Origin of the sequence: Pseudomonas sp. Pseu.R1, from assembly GCF_045764065.1 — a bacterium.
Taxonomy (GTDB): domain Bacteria; phylum Pseudomonadota; class Gammaproteobacteria; order Pseudomonadales; family Pseudomonadaceae; genus Aquipseudomonas.
Genome location: NZ_JBJGEE020000001.1, coordinates 5,086,058 through 5,104,837 on the forward strand (window position 1 = coordinate 5,086,058; position 18,780 = coordinate 5,104,837).

The 18,780-nt window shown below is 59.8% G+C and carries 14 protein-coding genes; 9 read left to right on the forward strand and 5 right to left on the reverse strand.

Annotation, left to right across the window (positions count from 1 at the left end; translation table 11 throughout):
- Positions 1–157: 157 nt before the first annotated feature.
- The 5 genes from ACI5GA_RS23225 (at position 158) to ACI5GA_RS23245 (ending at position 7,191) form a co-directional block, all read left to right on the forward strand.
- Positions 158–1,141 carry a rhodanese-related sulfurtransferase gene (locus ACI5GA_RS23225; RefSeq protein ID WP_421424400.1) on the forward strand — a complete coding sequence of 328 codons (984 nt, stop codon included), beginning with the start codon at positions 158–160 and terminating at the stop codon, positions 1,139–1,141.
- 36 nt (positions 1,142–1,177) lie between these two features.
- The gene (locus ACI5GA_RS23230; RefSeq protein WP_421425522.1) at positions 1,178–1,780 is read left to right on the forward strand and encodes a DsbA family protein; all 603 of its coding nucleotides are present in this window, start codon (positions 1,178–1,180) and stop codon (positions 1,778–1,780) included.
- A gap of 10 nt (positions 1,781–1,790) precedes the next feature.
- Entirely contained in the window at positions 1,791–3,614 is a 1,824-nt protein-coding gene (locus tag ACI5GA_RS23235; protein ID WP_421425523.1) for an ABC transporter ATP-binding protein, read from the forward strand.
- A 287-nt stretch (positions 3,615–3,901) separates the two neighbouring features.
- Entirely contained in the window at positions 3,902–6,373 is a 2,472-nt protein-coding gene (locus tag ACI5GA_RS23240) for an EAL domain-containing protein (RefSeq protein ID WP_421424401.1), read from the forward strand.
- 35 nt (positions 6,374–6,408) lie between these two features.
- Positions 6,409–7,191 carry a TenA family transcriptional regulator gene (locus tag ACI5GA_RS23245; protein ID WP_404638659.1) on the forward strand — a complete coding sequence of 261 codons (783 nt, stop codon included), beginning with the start codon at positions 6,409–6,411 and terminating at the stop codon, positions 7,189–7,191.
- A gap of 6 nt (positions 7,192–7,197) precedes the next feature.
- Here the strand turns inward: ACI5GA_RS23245 and ACI5GA_RS23250 are convergent, their stop codons facing one another.
- From ACI5GA_RS23250 to ACI5GA_RS23270, 5 genes are all read right to left on the reverse strand, one after another.
- Positions 7,198–8,124, reverse strand: a complete 927-nt coding sequence (locus tag ACI5GA_RS23250) for a GGDEF domain-containing protein (protein WP_421424403.1) — start codon at positions 8,122–8,124, stop codon at positions 7,198–7,200.
- Positions 8,125–8,374: 250 nt separating this feature from the next.
- Positions 8,375–9,124: a YciK family oxidoreductase gene (locus ACI5GA_RS23255; protein ID WP_421424406.1), complete on the reverse strand. Its 750-nt coding sequence runs from the start codon at positions 9,122–9,124 to the stop codon at positions 8,375–8,377.
- 197 nt (positions 9,125–9,321) lie between these two features.
- Entirely contained in the window at positions 9,322–9,993 is a 672-nt protein-coding gene (mupP, locus tag ACI5GA_RS23260) for an N-acetylmuramic acid 6-phosphate phosphatase MupP (protein WP_404638665.1), read from the reverse strand.
- A 3-nt stretch (positions 9,994–9,996) separates the two neighbouring features.
- A complete protein-coding gene (gene ubiG / locus ACI5GA_RS23265) occupies positions 9,997–10,695 on the reverse strand; it encodes a bifunctional 2-polyprenyl-6-hydroxyphenol methylase/3-demethylubiquinol 3-O-methyltransferase UbiG (RefSeq protein ID WP_404638667.1) in 699 nt (232 codons plus the stop codon).
- Positions 10,696–10,762: 67 nt separating this feature from the next.
- Positions 10,763–12,091, reverse strand: a complete 1,329-nt coding sequence (locus tag ACI5GA_RS23270; RefSeq protein WP_404638669.1) for a TRZ/ATZ family hydrolase — start codon at positions 12,089–12,091, stop codon at positions 10,763–10,765.
- Positions 12,092–12,239: 148 nt separating this feature from the next.
- On the opposite strand from ACI5GA_RS23270, the gene mtnA reads away from it, so the two are divergent.
- The 4 genes from mtnA to pheA all read left to right on the forward strand — a co-directional run bounded on the left by mtnA (position 12,240) and on the right by pheA (position 18,714).
- A complete protein-coding gene (gene mtnA / locus ACI5GA_RS23275; RefSeq protein ID WP_404638671.1) occupies positions 12,240–13,316 on the forward strand; it encodes an S-methyl-5-thioribose-1-phosphate isomerase in 1,077 nt (358 codons plus the stop codon).
- A 304-nt stretch (positions 13,317–13,620) separates the two neighbouring features.
- Positions 13,621–16,416, forward strand: a complete 2,796-nt coding sequence (gene gyrA, locus ACI5GA_RS23280; RefSeq protein ID WP_404638673.1) for a DNA gyrase subunit A — start codon at positions 13,621–13,623, stop codon at positions 16,414–16,416.
- 118 nt (positions 16,417–16,534) lie between these two features.
- Positions 16,535–17,620 carry a 3-phosphoserine/phosphohydroxythreonine transaminase gene (serC, locus tag ACI5GA_RS23285; RefSeq protein WP_404638675.1) on the forward strand — a complete coding sequence of 362 codons (1,086 nt, stop codon included), beginning with the start codon at positions 16,535–16,537 and terminating at the stop codon, positions 17,618–17,620.
- Positions 17,620–18,714, forward strand: coding sequence for a prephenate dehydratase (gene pheA / locus ACI5GA_RS23290; RefSeq protein WP_404638677.1), 1,095 nt, complete (start codon positions 17,620–17,622; stop codon positions 18,712–18,714). Before serC ends, pheA begins: the two co-directional genes overlap by 1 nt.
- The last annotated feature ends 66 nt before the right edge of the window (positions 18,715–18,780 follow it).

Sequence of the window (18,780 nt, forward strand, 5' to 3'; positions counted from 1 at the left end):
GTTTCTTGACCCACATCAATCTCCCACCTATCAACCACCCTGTCTGCTCGCCGCCGATTTTTGCTAGAATCCGCGCCGCGTTGCCTGGTCGGCACGCGTTTACTTGAAATTTTCATCCGGTAGGCCCTTTGCGAGGGTCGCCACCTGGAGATGCAACATGACCCAAACCGCACCCATCGTCGTCGCGGCGTTGTACAAATTCGTCACCCTGTCGGACTATGTCGAGATGCGCGAGCCGCTGCTCAAAACCATGAACGACAACGGCGTCAAAGGCACCCTGCTGATCGCCGAAGAAGGCATCAACGGCACTGTTTCCGCCACCCGCGAAGGCATTGACGGCCTGCTGGCCTGGCTGCGCAAAGACCCGCGCCTGGTCGACGTCGACCACAAAGAGTCGTACTGCGACGAGCAGCCGTTCTACCGTACCAAGGTCAAGCTGAAAAAAGAGATCGTCACCCTGGGCGTTCCCGGTGTCGACCCGAACAAGGCCGTGGGCACCTATGTCGAACCACAGGACTGGAACGCACTGATTGCCGATCCTGAAGTGCTGTTGATCGACACCCGCAATGACTACGAAGTGTCCATCGGCACGTTCGAAGGTGCCATCGATCCGAAGACCACGACCTTTCGCGAGTTCCCGGACTACATCAAGGCCAACTTCGATCCCGCGATACACAAGAAGGTCGCGATGTTCTGCACGGGCGGTATCCGCTGCGAGAAGGCCTCCAGCTATATGCTCGGCGAGGGCTTTGAAGAGGTTTATCACCTCAAGGGCGGCATCCTCAAATACCTTGAAGAAGTCCCGCAGGAAGAAAGCGCCTGGCGCGGTGACTGCTTCGTGTTCGACAATCGCGTCACCGTGCGCCACGATTTGAGCGAAGGCGACTACGATCAATGTCATGCATGCCGCACACCGATCAGTGCCGAAGACCGTGCCAGCGAGCACTATTCGCCAGGCGTCAGTTGCCCGCATTGCTGGGACACGCTGAGCGAGAAGACCCGCCGCAGCGCCATCGACCGGCAGAAGCAGATCGAACTGGCCAAGTCGCGTAACCAGCCGCACCCGATCGGGCGCAACTATCGGCTGCTGGAGGGTGTGGCGAACGCTAAGCCTGAAGACACCCAAACCCACGAGGCCTGAACCATGCACGCCCGCCTGCTTTATGTAATGGACCCGATGTGTTCGTGGTGCTGGGGCTTTGCGCCCGTCGCTGACGCATTGGTCGAGCAGGCGAGCGCGGCGGGTTTGCCGTTGCATCTGGTGGTGGGCGGCCTGCGTACCGGCAGTGGGGCGGCGCTGGAGCCTGCGACCCGACGTTACATCCTCGAACACTGGCACGCGGTGCAGAACACCACGGGGCAGTCGTTCAAGTTCGACGACGCATTGCCTGACGGTTTTGTCTACGACACCGAGCCGGCCTGCCGCGCCATCGTGGCTGCGCGCAGTCTGGCACCGGACATCGCCTGGAAGCTGGTGGGCGAAATCCAACGGGCGTTCTACCTTGAGGGCCGCGACACGACCCAGGCTTCGGTGCTGGCGGAACTGGCTGAAAGGGCCGGGCTGCCACGCATCGAGTTCGCCGCGGCGTTCGACAGTGCGGAGCAGCACGCCGCCACGGCATCCGACTTTTCCTGGGTTCAGGACCTGGGTATCGCCGGTTTCCCGACCCTGCTGGCCGAGCGCAAGGGGCAACTGGCGCTGTTGACCAACGGCTATCAACCTCTGGACGAACTGGCGCCGTTGCTCAGCCGTTGGCTGGAGCGCGCCGCCTGTGCGTGACTCCCTCGATATCGAATCCTCGAACGAACCCGCTGCACAAGACCCGCTCGCGCGGGTGGAGCGCCTCGAATGGGCGCAAATCCGGCGTCTGGCCCTGACCCATAAAAAAGCCTTGTGGATGGCCAATGGCGTTGCCGTACTGGCCGTGCTGTGCTCGGTGCCAATTCCCTTGCTGTTGCCGTTGCTTGTCGACGAAGTGCTGCTGGGCAAGGGCGATGCCGCACTGCTGTTCATGAATCACTTTCTCCCGCCAAGCCTGCACAAGCCGGTGGGTTACATCGTCTTGATGCTGCTGGCCACGCTGTGCCTGCGGCTGGGGGCGCTGTTGTTCAACGTGATCCAGGCGCGCCTGTTCGCCGGGCTGTCCAAGGACATCGTCTATCGGATTCGCATTCGGTTGATCGAGCGTCTCAAGCGCATTTCTCTGGGCGAGTACGAAAGCCTGGGCAGTGGCACGGTGACGGCGCATCTGGTCACCGATCTGGACACGCTGGACAAGTTCGTCGGCGAGACCTTGAGCAAGTTCCTGGTGGCCATGCTCACGTTGACCGGCACCGCCGCGATTCTGGTGTGGATGCACTGGCAACTGGCGCTGCTGATTCTGCTGTTCAACCCGCTGGTGATCTACGCCACGGTCAAGCTGGGCAAGCGCGTCAAACACCTCAAGAAGTTGGAGAACGACAGCACCTCGCGCTTCACTCAGGCGCTGACCGAGACCCTCGACGCGATTCAGGAAATCCGCGCCGGTAACCGGCAAGGTTATTTCCTGGGTCTGTTGGGTGGGCGGGCAAAAGAGGTGCGGGATTATGCCGTGTCCTCGCAGTGGAAAAGCGACGCCTCAGGGCGGGCCAGTGGCTTGCTGTTCCAGTTCGGCATCGACATTTTTCGCGCGGCGGCGATGCTCACCGTGCTGTTTTCCGACCTGTCCATCGGCCACATGCTGGCGGTCTTCAGCTACCTGTGGTTCATGATTGGCCCGGTGGAGCAATTACTGAACCTGCAATATGCCTTCTACGCCGCTGGCGGTGCGTTGACCCGTATCAACGAATTGCTGGCCCGTGCCGACGAGCCGCAATACCCGGCGCAGGTCAATCCGTTCATCGGGCGTGAGACGGTCAGCATCGACGTGCGCGGGCTGTGCTTCGGTTACAACGAAGATCCGGTGCTTGATCACCTTGACCTGACCATTCCACCGGGCGAAAAAGTCGCCATCGTGGGGGCCAGTGGCGGCGGCAAAAGCACGTTGGTGCAACTGCTGCTCGGGTTGTACAGCGCCCGTGCCGGAAGCATTCGCTTTGGGGGCGCGAGTCTGGAAGACATTGGCCTGGAGACTGTCCGCGAACATGTTGCGGTGGTGCTGCAACATCCGGCGCTGTTCAACGACACGGTGCGGGCAAACCTGTCGATGGGCCGCGAGCGCAGCGACGAAGCCTGCTGGCAGGCGCTGGAGATTGCCCAACTGGACGCGACGATTCGTGCGCTGCCGCAAGGGCTGGACAGCGTGGTGGGGCGTTCCGGTGTGCGTCTGTCGGGCGGTCAGCGCCAGCGGCTGGCCATCGCGCGCATGGTGCTCGCGGATCCCAAAGTGGTGATTCTCGACGAAGCCACCTCGGCGCTGGATGCCGCCACCGAATACAACTTGCATCAAGCGCTGAACCGCTTTCTCAGTGGCCGCACGACGTTGATCATCGCCCACCGCCTTTCTGCGGTGAAACAGGCCGACCGCGTGCTGGTGTTCGACGGCGGTCGGATTGCCGAGGACGGCGATCATCAGCAACTCATCGCCGAAGGGGGCCTTTACGCCCGCCTTTATGGTCATCTGCAACAGGTCTGATACAGCCTGTCGGTTTTTTCCATTCCTTCTCTCAAATGGCGTTTCGCCAGTGGAACACGTCAATTCTTGGGCTATGCTTGAGCCGTGTGTTCAATAAAAGTGTGAAAAGCGTCATATTTACGTCTCCACTTCATTGAGTTAACCCATTCGGTCGTTTGGATGGGTGTGAGACGCAACCCGCTGCATCGTGGAAATTAGCCGAGTCCTCTGAATTACAGGCACGTACGTCAGGAAGGTTGCCTGAACCGGGGAAGTGAGTATCTGGCAGTGCTGATGAAAGGGACACCATGAAGCAAAAGCGGATTCTCGAGAAGCCCCGTCTTCTGGGCATCGTTTGGCCATTTATCGCGGTCGTGCTATTACAGGCACTGCTCGGTTGCGTCAGCCTGTACATGATGTCGGCTGTGCGCAGTTACGTCGGTGGTGAGAGCCTTTGGTCCAAAGGGCAGAAGGACGCTATTTATTACCTGAATCTCTATGCCAACAGCCGCAGTGAAATCGACTATCTGAAGTACCAGCAAGCCATTGCCATTCCCAAAGGTGATCACGATCTGCGGGAGGCCATGGATCAACCGGTTCCCGACATCGCGCGCGCCAATGCAGGCATTCTGCAGGGTGGTAACCATCCCGATGATGCCCCCGGCATTATCTGGCTGTACCTCAATTTCCGCCATTTCAGCTATCTGGAGAAGGCCATCGATCTGTGGAAGATCGGTGACAACTACCTGGTGCAATTGGATGAAGTCGCCCGCGAGATGCATGGGCGAATCGTGGATGGCAGTGCCACCGATGCTGACGTGCTGACGTGGCGACACCGGATCAACGCGATCAACGAAGGCGTTACCCCGGCGGCCATGGCCTTCAGTGATGCGCTGGGCGAAGGGTCGCGGGTCATTCTGCGGATTCTGGTGGTGGTCAACCTGACCACGGCCGTGTTCCTGATCATTCTGGCGCTGCTGCGTACCCACAAATTGCTGGAGCAACGCCATGCATTCGCCACCGCGTTGCAGATAGAGAAGGAGCGGGCGCAGGTCACCCTGGAATCCATCGGCGACGGTGTCATTACCACGGACGTCAGCGGTGCGATCACCTACATGAACCCGGCCGCCGAACAGATGGCCCACTGGAAAAGCGAGCAGGCGACCGGTTTACCTCTGGCGGCGCTGTTCAACCTGCTCGACGAGAATGACCAGAAAGACAGCTCGGCGCTGATCGAGCACATTCTGAGCGGCAAACTGGCGGGGGGCAGCGAGAATTCCAAGCTGATTCAGCGGCTGGACGGCAGCACCGTTTCCGTCGCATTGGTCGGGTCGCCGATCCGCACCGATGGCAAGGTCAGCGGCGCAGTGCTGGTGCTGCACGACATGACCCAAGAGCGGCAGTACATCGCCAACCTGTCCTGGCAGGCGACCCACGATGCCTTGACCGGCCTGACCAACCGTCGCGAGTTCGAATACCGGCTCGAACTGGCGCTGAGCAGCCTGACGCACCAAACAGGGCGTCATGCAGTGATGTTCCTTGATCTGGACCAGTTCAAACTGGTCAACGACACCAGCGGCCATGCGGCAGGGGACGAGTTGTTGCGGCACATCTGCGCGGTGTTGCAACAAGGCATTCGCGAGGGCGATACCCTGGCTCGGCTGGGTGGCGACGAATTCGGCATTCTGCTGGAGCATTGCGCGCCAGACGCAGCCGAGAAGATCGCCGAAGGCCTGCGTCAGACCGTGGAAAGCCTGCACTTCGTCTGGAAAGGCCGCCCGTTCATGACCACTGTCAGTATCGGCCTGGTGCATGTGTCCAATTCACCGACCACCCTTGAAGCCTCGCTGCGCGCCGCCGACATGGCCTGCTACATGGCCAAGGAAAAGGGGCGAAACCGGGTGCAGGTGTATCACGACGACGATTCGGAGCTGTCCACCCGCTTTGGCGAAATGGCCTGGATTCAGCGCTTGCACATGGCGCTGGAAGACAACCGTTTCTGCCTGTACTCACAGGAGATCGCCTATCTGGGCGATGGCCGCGACGGACACAAGGACAGCGGCCATGTAGAGATTCTCCTGCGGCTGCGCGACGAGTCCGGTCGCATCATCCTGCCCGACAGTTTCATTCCCGCCGCCGAGCGCTACGGCATGATGACCACGCTGGACCGTTGGGTTGTGCAGAACGTGTTCAAGATCATCGCCGATTGCCTGAATGACAATCACCGTGATGGCCCGTTGGCGGTGTGTGCCATCAATTTGTCCGGCACCAGCATTGGCGACGACGCTTTTCTTGAATATTTGCGACAGCAGTTCCAAATCTACGCAATTCCTCCTGAACTTATCTGTTTCGAGATCACCGAAACCAGTGCGATCGCCAATTTGGGCAGCGCCATTCGGTTCATTAACGAGCTTAAAAGTCTGGGATGCCGTTTTTCTCTGGATGACTTCTGTGCAGGCATGTCGTCATTCGCTTACTTGAAACATTTGCCTGTGGATTTCCTGAAGATTGATGGCAGTTTCGTAAAAGACATGCTCGACGATCCGGTCAACCGGGCGATGGTGGAAGTGATCAACCATATCGGGCACGTGATGGGCAAACAGACGATCGCCGAGTTCGTCGAGAGCCCCCAGATAGAGCAGGCGTTATTGGAAATCGGGGTGGACTACGCTCAGGGGTATGTGATTGAGCGGCCGCAATTATTCACCTGTGAATGTCTGCACGCACGGCCCGCGAGGCAGACCCCAATGTTGTTCAGCGCACCCGGGACTTTTCGCTGAACGACCCCATGCAACATCAAACAAGGAGCTACACAGTGATCGATATGTTCATTAGAACCGGTCCGCTGATGGATGCCAGCAGTTACCCCGCTTGGGCACAGCAATTGATTCAGGATTGCAGTGAAGCCAAGGCACGCGTGGTAGGGCATGAACTTTATCAACGTATGCGAGATGGTCAGCTCAGTTCAAGGACCATGCGCCAGTACCTGATTGGTGGATGGCCTGTTGTTGAACAGTTCGCGGTCTACATGGCCCACAACCTGACCAAAACCCGTTTCGCCCGGCATCCGGGTGAAGACATGGCGCGTCGCTGGTTGATGCGCAACATTCGGGTTGAACTCAATCATGCCGATTACTGGGTAAACTGGAGCGCGGCCCATGGGGTCACGCTGCAAGACCTGCAAGCGCAACGGGTTCCGTCCGAGCTGCACGCACTCAATCACTGGTGCTGGCACAGTTGTTCGTCGGAGCCGCTGGTCGTTGCCATCGCAGCCACCAACTACGCCATCGAAGGCGCCACCGGTGAGTGGTCTGCTGTCGTGTGTTCACAAGAGACATACGCAGATTTGTTCCCGCCGGACATTCGCAAGCGCGCCATGAAATGGCTGAAAATGCATGCGCAGTATGACGATTCCCACCCTTGGGAGGCCCTGGAGATCATTTGCACGCTGGCGGGCAATAACCCCAGCGAGCAATTGCAGGCAGACCTGAGAATGGCGATCTGCAAAAGTTACGAGTACATGCACTTGTTTCTGGAGCGCTGCATGGTGCTCGAACGACCTCAGGAAGCGAACGTGCGGCGGCTCGCTCGTGCCTGAACGTGCTTAGCCCGCCATTTCCAGGCGGTTACGCCCTTGGCGCTTGGCCGTGTACAGGGCAGTGTCGGCGCGACGCAACAGGCTGTCGGGAGATTCTCCCGGCAGCAGCGTCGAGCAGCCCAAGCTGACGGTCAGTTCCACTAGGCTTCCTTCCACGGGATACGTGAGTTGCAGTGCCGCGTGCCGCAGGCGTTCGCCTACCAGCGCGGCTGACTCACGACCGGTGTTGGTCAGCACGATCAAGAACTCTTCCCCACCAAATCTGAATACCTGATCGATGTTGCGCAGGCGATCCTTGATCGTGTCCGTGACGGCCCTCAACACCGCATCGCCCGTAGCATGGCCATGGGTGTCGTTGATGTTCTTGAAGTGGTCGATGTCCAGCATCAGCACCGACAGCGGTTGCTGCTGGCGGCGAGCGATTTCGATTTCCCGGGTCAGCGACTGTTCCATGGCGATTCGGTTACCCGCGCCGGTCAAGGGGTCACGCAACGCGCTCAGGCTGGCATTTCGGTAAAGCAAAGCGTTGCGAAGTGGATACAACAGGCTGCCCAGCAGGGATTCTAGCTGAGCAAGCTCGGCCTCGTTGAAGCGGCGTTCGCGCTGAAACCCCAGTTCACCCAACTGCTCGCCCTGATAGCTCATGCGATAGCTGGCGCTGTGGCGTGCCCGTTCGCCGAACTCCAGACGCAGGTCTGTTCCCAAGTGCTTGTAACTGAGGGATTTGAGCGGAATCAACTGCTGCACGTTGTCGAAAAACATCGACAGGATCTTGTCCGCTTCCAGGCTGCTCTGCAGTTGCAGCGCGAGTTTGCGTTGCAGTTGTTCCTCATCGAGCGGCGGCTGGGTAGGGCTGTTGGCCGCTGCAAGGCCCAGGCGCTGCAATCGAGCGCTGTCAAAATCAATGGCGTTGGTTCGTGTGGGAAAACTCATGTTTTCGCTCCTGCGCCTCTGTAGGGCTTGATGTCGACAGAGCGAAAGTCGTGCCAGTTTTTCTGATTTCGAATTTCGTCATAGGAATCAAAGGGTTAGCGTCGATGCGTGCTGACGGATTATCCCTCAGCGCCTTGGAGTTGACTAACGTAACGGTTTGCAGGCGAAGGGACTACAAACAGGCGACGGAAAACCGCCGAACGGATAGAAGGTGGTGGTGCTTTACTCGCAGTTGTAGGAGCGCGGGGTGTTATTTCTTCTTCTGCGCATCAAACGCCTGACCATTGATGCCCCTGCTCTCAGGCCCCATCAGGTACAGGTACACCGGCATGATCTCTTCTGGCGTCGGGTTGTTCAGCGGGTTTTCCGCCGGGTACGCCTGGGCGCGCATGTCGGTGCGGGTGCCTCCGGGGTTGATGCTGTTGGCGCGCACCGAGGCGACGTCTTCCAGCTCATCGGCCAGGGTTTGCATCAGGCCCTCGGTGGCGAATTTGGACACCCCGTAAGCGCCCCAATAGGCACGGCCCTTACGCCCGACGCTGCTGGACGTGAACACCACCGAGGCGTCCTGTGACAGTTTGAGCAGTGGCAGCAGGGTCGAGGTCAGCATGAACATCGCGTTGACGTTGACCTGCATCACCCGCATGAAGTGCTCACCCGACAGTTGTTCGATCGGGGTGCGCGGACCGATGATCGACGCGTTGTGCAGCAACCCGTCCAACCGCCCGAACTCGGTCTCGATCATCGCCGCCAGTTCATCGTATTGATGGGGCAGGGCGGTTTCCAGATTGAACGGGATGACCACTGGCTGCGGATGGCCGGCAGCTTCGATCTCGTCGTACACGGCGGTCAGGTTGGCTTCGGTCTTGCCCAGCAACAATACGGTCGCGCCATAGGCCGCATAGGTACGAGCCGCTGTGGCGCCAATGCCACGGCCAGCGCCGGTGACCAGAATGATGCGGTCTTTGAGCAAGTCGGGGCGGGCGGAGTAGTTGAACATGAGTGCTCTCTTTGTATGTGTCGCTCAGTAGGCGGGCGCCGTAAACCGCTTCTGCCCGAAGGGCGTGGGAGCCGGCTTGCTGGCGAAGGCGGTGTGTCAGTTGACGAGGCTGCGACTGACACGACGCATTCGCCAGCAAGCCGGCTCCCACAGGACCGAGACCGGTCACCAGCTCTTCAGTGTACTTATGGCAGGTATCAACACCCACACAAAGCGTTATCCAGCACCCGGCGCAGTTCCAGCGGATGATCGACCACCACATCCGCGCCCCAGTGATTCGGGTTGTCATGGGGATGAATATAGCCGTAACGCACGGCAGCGGTTTTGGTGCCCGCGTCGCGACCCGATTCGATATCACGCAGGTCATCACCCACGAACAATACGCTGGCCGGGTCGATGTCGAGCATCTTGCAGGCCAGCAGCAGCGGTTCGGGGTCCGGCTTGCTCCTGGTCACATGGTCCGGGCAGATCAATACCGCCGAACGTTGATCGAGGCCCAGTTGCTCCATGATCGGCTGGGCATAACGTACCGGCTTGTTGGTCACCACGCCCCAGATCAGGTTCGATTTCTCGATGTCCTCGAGCAATTCCCCCATGCCGTCGAACAGTTTGCTGTGCACGGCGCAGTTCTGCTGATAGCGCTCCAGAAACTCCAAGCGCAGCGCTTCGAATTCCGGTTCATTGGGCGACATCGCGAACGCCGCAGACACCATAGCCTTGGCACCGCCGGAGATTTCGTCGCGAATCAACTTGTCGTCAATCGCCGGAAAACCCCGCTCGGCGAGCATGGCCTGGCAGATTGCAATGAAGTCTGGCGCGGTGTCGAGCAGCGTGCCGTCCATGTCGAAAAGAACTGCTCTCAAGCGCATGGGTCAGTCCTCTTTCAACGTCTGGATCATGTAATTGACGTCGACGTCGGAGGCTAGCTTGTAGTGCTTGGTCAGCGGGTTGTAGGTCAGGCCGATGATGTCCTTGACCTCAAGACCTGCCTGGCGGCTCCAGGCGCCTAGCTCGGACGGGCGGATGAATTTCTTGAAGTCGTGCGTGCCGCGTGGCAGCAGGTTCATGATGTATTCGGCGCCGATGATTGCGAACAGATACGCCTTCGGGTTGCGGTTGATCGTGGAAAAAAACACCTGGCCGCCCGGTTTGACCATCTTGTAGCAGGCGCGAATGACCGACGACGGGTCCGGTACGTGCTCCAGCATCTCCAGGCAGGTCACCACGTCGAACTGCTCCGGCATCTCTTCGGCCAAGGCTTCGGCGGTGATCTGGCGGTATTCGACGTTCACGCCAGACTCCAGCTGATGCAACTGCGCCACGGCCAGCGGCGCTTCGCCCATGTCGATACCGGTCACGGTGGCGCCGCGCAAGGCCATGGCCTCGCTGAGAATGCCGCCGCCGCAACCGACGTCGAGCACCTTTTTACCGGCCAGACTGACGCGCTCGTCGATCCAGTTCACCCGCAGCGGGTTGATGTCGTGCAATGGCTTGAACTCGCTGTTGCGATCCCACCAGCGATGGGCCAATGCCTCGAATTTGGCGATTTCGGCGTGGTCGACGTTGCTCATGTGTGATCCCTCTAAAACATTGAATTCGGTGTCAGGTCACGGCAGGGCCATGACGTTGAAAATCGGTTCAGCCTTTGTCGGCAATGCGATTGCCCCAGGCTTTGGCGGTACGGGTCAGGGCTTCTTCGTCCATTCGGGTCAACCGTTTGCCTTGAAGCAGCGCCTTGCCAGCGACCCAGACGTGAGTCACGCAGTCGCGACCGCTGGCGTAGATAAGCTGTGAAACCGGATCGTAGATCGGCTGTTGGGCCAGGCCTGACAGGTCAAAGGCGACCATGTCCGCAGCCTTGCCGATTTCCAGCGAGCCGGTGTGGTCTTCGATGCCCAGCGCCCGAGCGCCGTTGAGCGTCGCCATGCGCAGCGCACGGTGAGCATCCAGCGCCGTGGCTGAACCCGAAACGGCCTTGGCCAACAGGGCGGCCGTGCGGGTTTCTCCCAGCAGGTCCAGGTCGTTGTTGCTGGCGGCGCCATCGGTGCCAATGGCGACATTGACCCCGGCCTGCCACAGCCGTTCGACCGGGCAGAAGCCACTGGCCAGTTTCATGTTTGACTCGGGGCAGTGAATCACGCTGGTGTTGCTTTCTACCAGCATCGCCAGATCGTCATCGCTGATCTGGGTCATGTGCACAGCCTGAAAGCGCGGCCCCAGCAGGCCCAGACGCTTGAGGCGCGCAAGAGGTCTTTCCTGCCGCTGCTTCACAGCTTCGTTCACTTCGAAGGCCGTTTCGTGGACGTGCATGTGAATCGCGGCGTCCAGCTCATCGGCGATGGTCCGGATCTTCTCCAGGTTCTCGTCGCTCACGGTGTACGGTGCGTGGGGCCCCATGGCGATCTTGATGCGGTCGTGATGGGTCAGATCATTGAACAGTTCGATGCCAATGTGCAGCGATTCGTCGGCGTTACGCGCACCGGGTATCGGGAAATCCAGCACCGGCACGGTGATTTGTGCGCGAATGCCGCTGCTGTGCACCCGTTCGCAGGCGACCTTTGGAAAGAAATACATGTCAGAGAAGCAGGTGATGCCGCCCTTGAGCTGTTCGGCAATGGCGATGTCGGTGCCATCGCGAACGAAATCTTCATCCACCCATTTGCCTTCGGCGGGCCAGATATGGTCTTGCAGCCAAGTCATCAATGGCAGATCGTCGGCCAGGCCGCGAAACAGTGTCATCGCTGCGTGACCGTGGGCATTGATCAAACCGGGACTGAGCAACATGCCTGGCAATTCGCGAACTTCGCGGGCGTTTTGTCGCAAGGCTTCGGCCCTGGGGCCGATATAGGCGACAAGGCCATCGCGAATGCCGATCCCGTGCTGTTGCAAGACAACGCCCGCGGGTTCGACCGGAACCAGCCAGTCCGGCAGGAGCAGTAGGTCGAGCGAGGCGGCGGAGTGGGGCATGGGGTGGGCATCCAGTGACGCAATACGAGGAACGGCGAAGTATACCCGAGCACCTCGACGGGCGGCTCGCTATAATCGGCGGCTTTTTCAGGTGCTGGCCAATTGAAACTGGCTGGCGCAAAACCTGTTTCATCAAGTGGGGTGTGCAATGCGCGATCGACTCTTGGCTGCCGAGAAAGTGAAAGCCATCGATTGGCGGGACGGCGCGTTGTATCTGCTGGATCAGCGGGTTCTGCCCTTCGAGGAAACCTGGCAACGCTACGACAGTGCCGCTGGTGTGGCCAACGCCATTCAAACGATGGTCGTGCGCGGGGCGCCTGCCATCGGTATCAGTGCTGCCTACGGCCTGGTACTGGCGGTCATTGACCGTTTGGCCGAAGGCGGCGATTGGCAAATGGCGCTGGAAGAGGATTTCGATCTGTTGGTCAATGCGCGGCCCACCGGGATCAACCTGTTTTGGGCGTTAAACCGCATGCGTGAGCGTTTATACCGCATCAAGGACAATGAGGACCCGGTTGCGGTCATGGAAGCGGAGGCTATGGCCATCCACGAAAGCGACCGTGAGGCCAACCTGACCATGGCGCAACTGGGCGCCGAGCTGATTCGCAAGCAGCAGGGCAATTTGCAGACCGTGCTCACCCACTGCAATACCGGGGCGCTGGCCACGGGCGGGTTCGGTACGGCGCTGGGGGTGATCCGCGCTGCTTATATAGAAGGCATGATCGAGCGGGTCTACGTGGGGGAAACCCGCCCGTGGCTGCAAGGTTCGCGGTTGACCGCCTGGGAACTGGCCAATGAAGGCATTCCGGTGACCGTCAATGCGGATTCTGCTGCGGCGCACTTGATGAAAACCAAAGGCATCACCTGGGTTGTCGTCGGCGCCGATCGGATCACGGCCAATGGTGACGTGGCCAACAAGATCGGCACCTATCAACTGGCGGTCGCGGCGATGCATCACGGTGTGCGTTTCATGGTCGTGGCGCCCAGTTCGACCATCGACATGAACCTGGCCAGTGGCGAAGACATTCCCCTTGAAGAGCGTGACCGCGAGGAGTTGCTGTCGTTGGGTGGGCAACGTCTGGGGGCTGATGGGGACGTCATCAACCCGGTATTCGATGTGACGCCCGCCGACCTGATCGATGTCATCGTGACTGAGAAGGGTGTCGTCGAACGCCCTGACACGGCAAAAATGGCGCAGCTGATGTGCCGTAAACGCCTCCATTGATCATTTTGTTGCAGGCGCTACGGTGTGCCGGGAAAGTGCTGGCAGGCCCTGTAAGCGCCTCACAGGCCCCTGCTGGCGAAATGGCTCACTTTCAGCACGCTCAAAGTCTTCGTGCCTGACCGCGATTGTGGTAACATCCGGCGGTTTCCAAGGGGGCGCGTTGCGGCTCCCTTCACTGCGCAAATCCATGGCTTAACTCGCTGATTTGTCGTAAGTCGCTGCCAGGCACTCGTCGGCAGCGGCGAGCTTCGTTCATCCCGGATGGGTGTGCGGGGTTTCACCAGAAAAAGGAATCAGGCTTCTTATGGGCGAACTGGCCAAAGAAATCCTCCCGGTCAATATCGAAGACGAGCTGAAGCAGTCCTACCTCGACTACGCGATGAGCGTCATCGTCGGACGTGCTCTGCCCGATGCGCGCGACGGCTTGAAGCCCGTGCACCGGCGTGTCCTGTACGCAATGAGCGAACTGGGCAACGACTGGAACAAGCCTTACAAGAAATCCGCCCGTGTGGTCGGTGACGTCATCGGTAAGTACCACCCTCACGGCGACACCGCGGTCTACGACACCATCGTACGTATGGCCCAGCCTTTCTCCCTGCGCTACCTGCTGGTAGACGGCCAGGGCAACTTCGGTTCGGTGGACGGCGACAACGCTGCGGCCATGCGATACACCGAAGTGCGCATGACCAAACTGGCCCACGAACTGCTGGCGGACCTGCACAAGGAAACCGTCGACTGGGTACCGAACTACGATGGCACCGAGCAGATCCCGGCGGTCATGCCGACCCGTATTCCCAACCTGCTGGTCAACGGTTCCAGCGGTATCGCCGTGGGCATGGCGACCAACATCCCGCCGCACAACCTCGGTGAAGTCATCGACGGCTGTCTGGCCCTCATCGACAACAACGACCTGACCGTCGACGAGTTGATGCAGTACATCCCCGGCCCTGATTTCCCGACAGCGGGCATCATCAACGGCCGCGCGGGCATCGTCGAAGCCTACAAGACCGGTCGTGGCCGCATTTACATGCGCGCCCGCTCCATCGTCGAGGACATCGACAAGGTCGGCGGTCGCCAGCAGATCGTCGTGACCGAGCTGCCATACCAGTTGAACAAGGCGCGTCTGATCGAGAAGATCGCCGAACTGGTCAAAGAGAAAAAGCTCGAAGGCATCACCGAGCTGCGCGACGAGTCCGACAAAGACGGCATGCGCGTGGTCATCGAGCTGCGTCGCGGCGAAGTGCCAGAGGTCATCCTCAACAACCTCTACGCCCAGACCCAACTGCAAAGTGTTTTCGGCATCAACATCGTTGCGCTGATCGATGGCCGTCCACGGATCCTCAATCTCAAGGATCTGCTGGAGGCCTTCATCCGTCACCGCCGCGAAGTCGTGACCCGCCGTACCGTGTTCGAGCTGCGCAAGGCCCGTGAACGTGCGCACATCCTTGAAGGTCAGGCCGTTGCCCTGTCCAACATCGACCCGGTCATCGAGCTGATCAAAGCCTCGCCGACCCCCGCCGAAGCGAAGGAAGGGCTGGTCAACACGCCATGGGAATCGAGCGCTGTGGTCGAGATGATCGAGCGCGCGGGCGCCGAGTCGTCCCGTCCGGAAAACCTCGATCCACAATACGGCCTTCGTGACGGCAAATACTTCCTGTCGCCAGAGCAGGCTCAAGCGATTCTGGAGCTGCGTCTGCACCGCCTGACCGGTCTGGAACACGAAAAGCTGCTGACCGAGTATCAGGAAATCCTGACCCAGATCGGCGAGCTGATCCGCATCCTCAACAGCTCCGTGCGCCTGATGGAAGTCATTCGTGAAGAGCTGGAACTGATCCGTGCCGAATACGGCGATGCCCGCCGCACCGAAATCCTCGATGCACGCCTGGACCTGACCCTGGGCGACATGATTCCGGAAGAAGAACGTGTCGTGACCATCTCCCACGGTGGTTATGCCAAGACTCAGCCGCTGGCGGTCTATCAGGCCCAGCGTCGCGGCGGTAAAGGCAAATCGGCGACGGGCGTCAAGGATGAGGACTACATCGCTCACCTGCTGGTCGCCAATAGCCACACCACGCTCCTCATGTTCTCCAGCAAGGGCAAGGTTTACTGGCTCAAGACCTACGAGATTCCAGAAGCATCGCGTGCGGCCCGTGGCCGTCCGCTGGTCAACCTGCTGCCGCTGACCGAAGGCGAGTACATCACCACCATGCTGCCGGTCGACCTCGAAGCCATGAGCAAGCGGGCTGACGAGGAAGAAGCCGAAGGCGTGGAAGTCGATGTCGAAGACATCGAGAACGCCAACGAAACCGAAGAAGAGCGCAAGGCGCGTCTGAAGGCTGCTGACAAGAAGAAGGCACCGTTCATCTTCATGTCCACTGCCAATGGCACCGTCAAGAAGACCCCGCTGGTGGCCTTCAGCCGTCAGCGCAGCTCGGGTCTGATTGCGTTGGAACTGGACGAAGGCGACATCCTGATTTCCGCTGCCATCACTGACGGCGAGCAGGAAATCATGCTGTTCTCGGACGGCGGCAAAGTGACGCGCTTCAAGGAATCCGAAGTGCGTGCCATGGGCCGTACCGCTCGCGGTGTGCGTGGCATGCGTCTGCAGGAGGGTCAGAAACTGATCTCCATGCTGATCCCGGAAGAAGGCAGCCAGATTCTTACAGCGTCTGAGCGTGGCTACGGCAAGCGCACTTCGATCACCGAATTCCCTGAATACAAACGTGGCGGTCAGGGCGTTATCGCCATGGTCAGCAACGAGCGTAACGGCCGTCTGGTCGGTGCGGTTCAGGTGCAGGACGGTGAGGAAATCATGCTGATTTCCGATCAGGGCACTCTGGTTCGGACCCGTGTCGACGAAGTGTCGAGCCTGGGCCGTAACACTCAGGGTGTGACCCTGATCAAACTGGCCAAGGACGAGACGCTGGTCGGTCTGGAGCGTGTTCAGGAGCCTTCCGAAGTCGAAGGTGACGAGCTGGATGGCGAAGGGGTCGACGACGACGCGCTGGAAGGCGAAGGGGTCAACCTGTCCAATGCCGATGAGGCGGGCGGGGATCTGCAAGCCGATGGCGCCGTCGACGAAGACGAAGCGCAGGACTGATAGACGTTGTATTTGAGGGCCCATTCGTGGGCCCTCTTGGCTTTGGCCAGAACTGCAACCGCGTCTTTGGACGCCCGGTTGCGGCTGTTTCGAATTCAACGATTTGACGAGAGTGGATATGAGCAAGCGAGCCTTTAACTTCTGCGCCGGTCCTGCCGCGCTTCCCGACGCTGTTCTGCAACGCGCCCAGGCCGAGATCATGGACTGGCACGGCAAAGGCTTGTCGGTGATGGAGATGAGTCATCGCAGCGACGATTACACGGCCATCGCAGAGAAGGCCGAGCAGGATCTGCGCGAGCTGCTGTCCGTTCCGTCCAACTACAAGATTCTGTTTCTGCAAGGCGGCGCCAGTCAGCAGTTCGCTGAAATCCCGCTGAACCTGTTACCGGAAAACGGCACGGCGGATTACATCGAGACCGGTATCTGGTCCAAGAAGGCCATCGAGGAAGGTCGCCGCTTCGGCAACATCAATGTCGCGGCTAGCGCCAAGCCTTACGACTACCTGGCGATTCCGGGTCAGAACGAATGGAAACTGACCAAGAACGCTGCGTATGTTCATTACGCGTCCAACGAAACCATCGGCGGCCTGCAGTTTGACTGGGTCCCTGAAACGGGCGACGTCCCTCTGGTCGTCGACATGTCGTCGGACATTCTGTCGCGCCCGATCGACGTTTCGCAGTACGGCCTGATCTACGCCGGTGCGCAAAAAAACATCGGCCCAAGCGGCCTGGTGGTGGTCATTGTTCGTGAAGACCTGTTGGGCCGTGCGCGCAGCAGTTGCCCGACCATGCTGGACTACAAGGTTTCGGCAGACAACGGCTCGATGTACAACACCCCGGCGACCTATTCCTGGTACCTCTCGGGTCTCGTGTTCGAGTGGCTCAAGGAGCAGGGCGGTGTCGACGCCATGGAAAAGCGTAACCGCGCGAAGAAAGACCGTCTGTACGGCTTCATCGACAGCAGCGAGTTCTACACCAACCCGATCAGCCACAATGCCCGTTCGTGGATGAACGTGCCGTTCCGTCTGGCGGACGAGCGTCTGGACAAGGCCTTCCTGGCCGGTGCCGAGGCCCGCGATTTGCTCAACCTCAAAGGCCACCGCTCGGTGGGCGGCATGCGCGCCTCGATCTACAACGCGCTGGGTCTGGATGCCGTTGAGGCGCTGGTGGCTTACATGGCCGAATTCGAGAAGGAGCACGGTTGATGTCCGAGCAAGAACTCAAGGCGCTGCGCGTACGCATCGACAGCCTGGACGAAAAGGTTCTGGAGCTGATCAGCGAACGTGCACGCTGTGCGCAGGAAGTGGCGCGGGTCAAGATGGCCGGTCTTGCTGAAGGCGAGGAGCCAGTGTTCTACCGCCCTGAGCGCGAAGCTGCGGTGCTCAAGCGTGTCATGGAGCGTAACCGCGGTCCGCTGAGCAACGAGGAAATGGCGCGTCTGTTCCGCGAAATCATGTCTTCGTGCCTGGCGCTGGAGCAGCCGCTCAAGGTTGCCTATCTCGGCCCTGAAGGCACCTTCACCCAGGCCGCCGCGCTGAAACACTTCGGTCATGCAGTGATCAGCAAGCCGATGGCGGCCATCGACGAAGTGTTCCGCGAAGTGGCTGCGGGCGCGGTCAATTTCGGCGTGGTGCCGGTGGAAAACTCCACCGAAGGTGCGGTCAACCACACGCTGGACAGCTTCCTCGAACACGACATGGTCATTTGTGGCGAGGTCGAGCTGCGTATTCACCACCATCTGCTGGTGGGCGAAAACACCAAGACTGACAGCATCACGCGCATCTACTCCCATGCTCAGTCGCTGGCTCAGTGCCGCAAATGGCTGGACGCGCACTACCCGAACGTCGAGCGCGTGGCGGTGGCCAGCAATGCCGAGGCGGCCAAGCGGGTCAAGGGCGAGTGGAACTCTGCGGCGATCGCGGGCGACATGTCGGCCAGCCTTTACGGCCTGACCCGCATTGCCGAGAAGATCGAAGACCGTCCGGACAACTCGACGCGCTTCCTGATGATTGGCAACCAGGAAGTCCCTCCGACCGGTGACGACAAGACATCGATCATCGTATCGATGAGCAACAAGCCGGGTGCTCTGCACGAACTGCTGGTGCCGTTCCATGAAAATGGCATCGATCTGACCCGCATCGAGACGCGTCCTTCGCGCAGCGGTAAATGGACCTACGTATTCTTCATCGATTTCGTAGGCCATCACCGTGACCCGCTGATCAAGGCGGTGCTGGAGCGGATTAGCCAGGAAGCCGTGGCCCTCAAGGTGTTGGGTTCCTATCCGAAGGCCGTGTTGTAGCAGCAAGTATGGACCCTGTGGGAGCGAATTTATTCGTGAAGGCGTTCTTTTAGTCGACAGAGATTT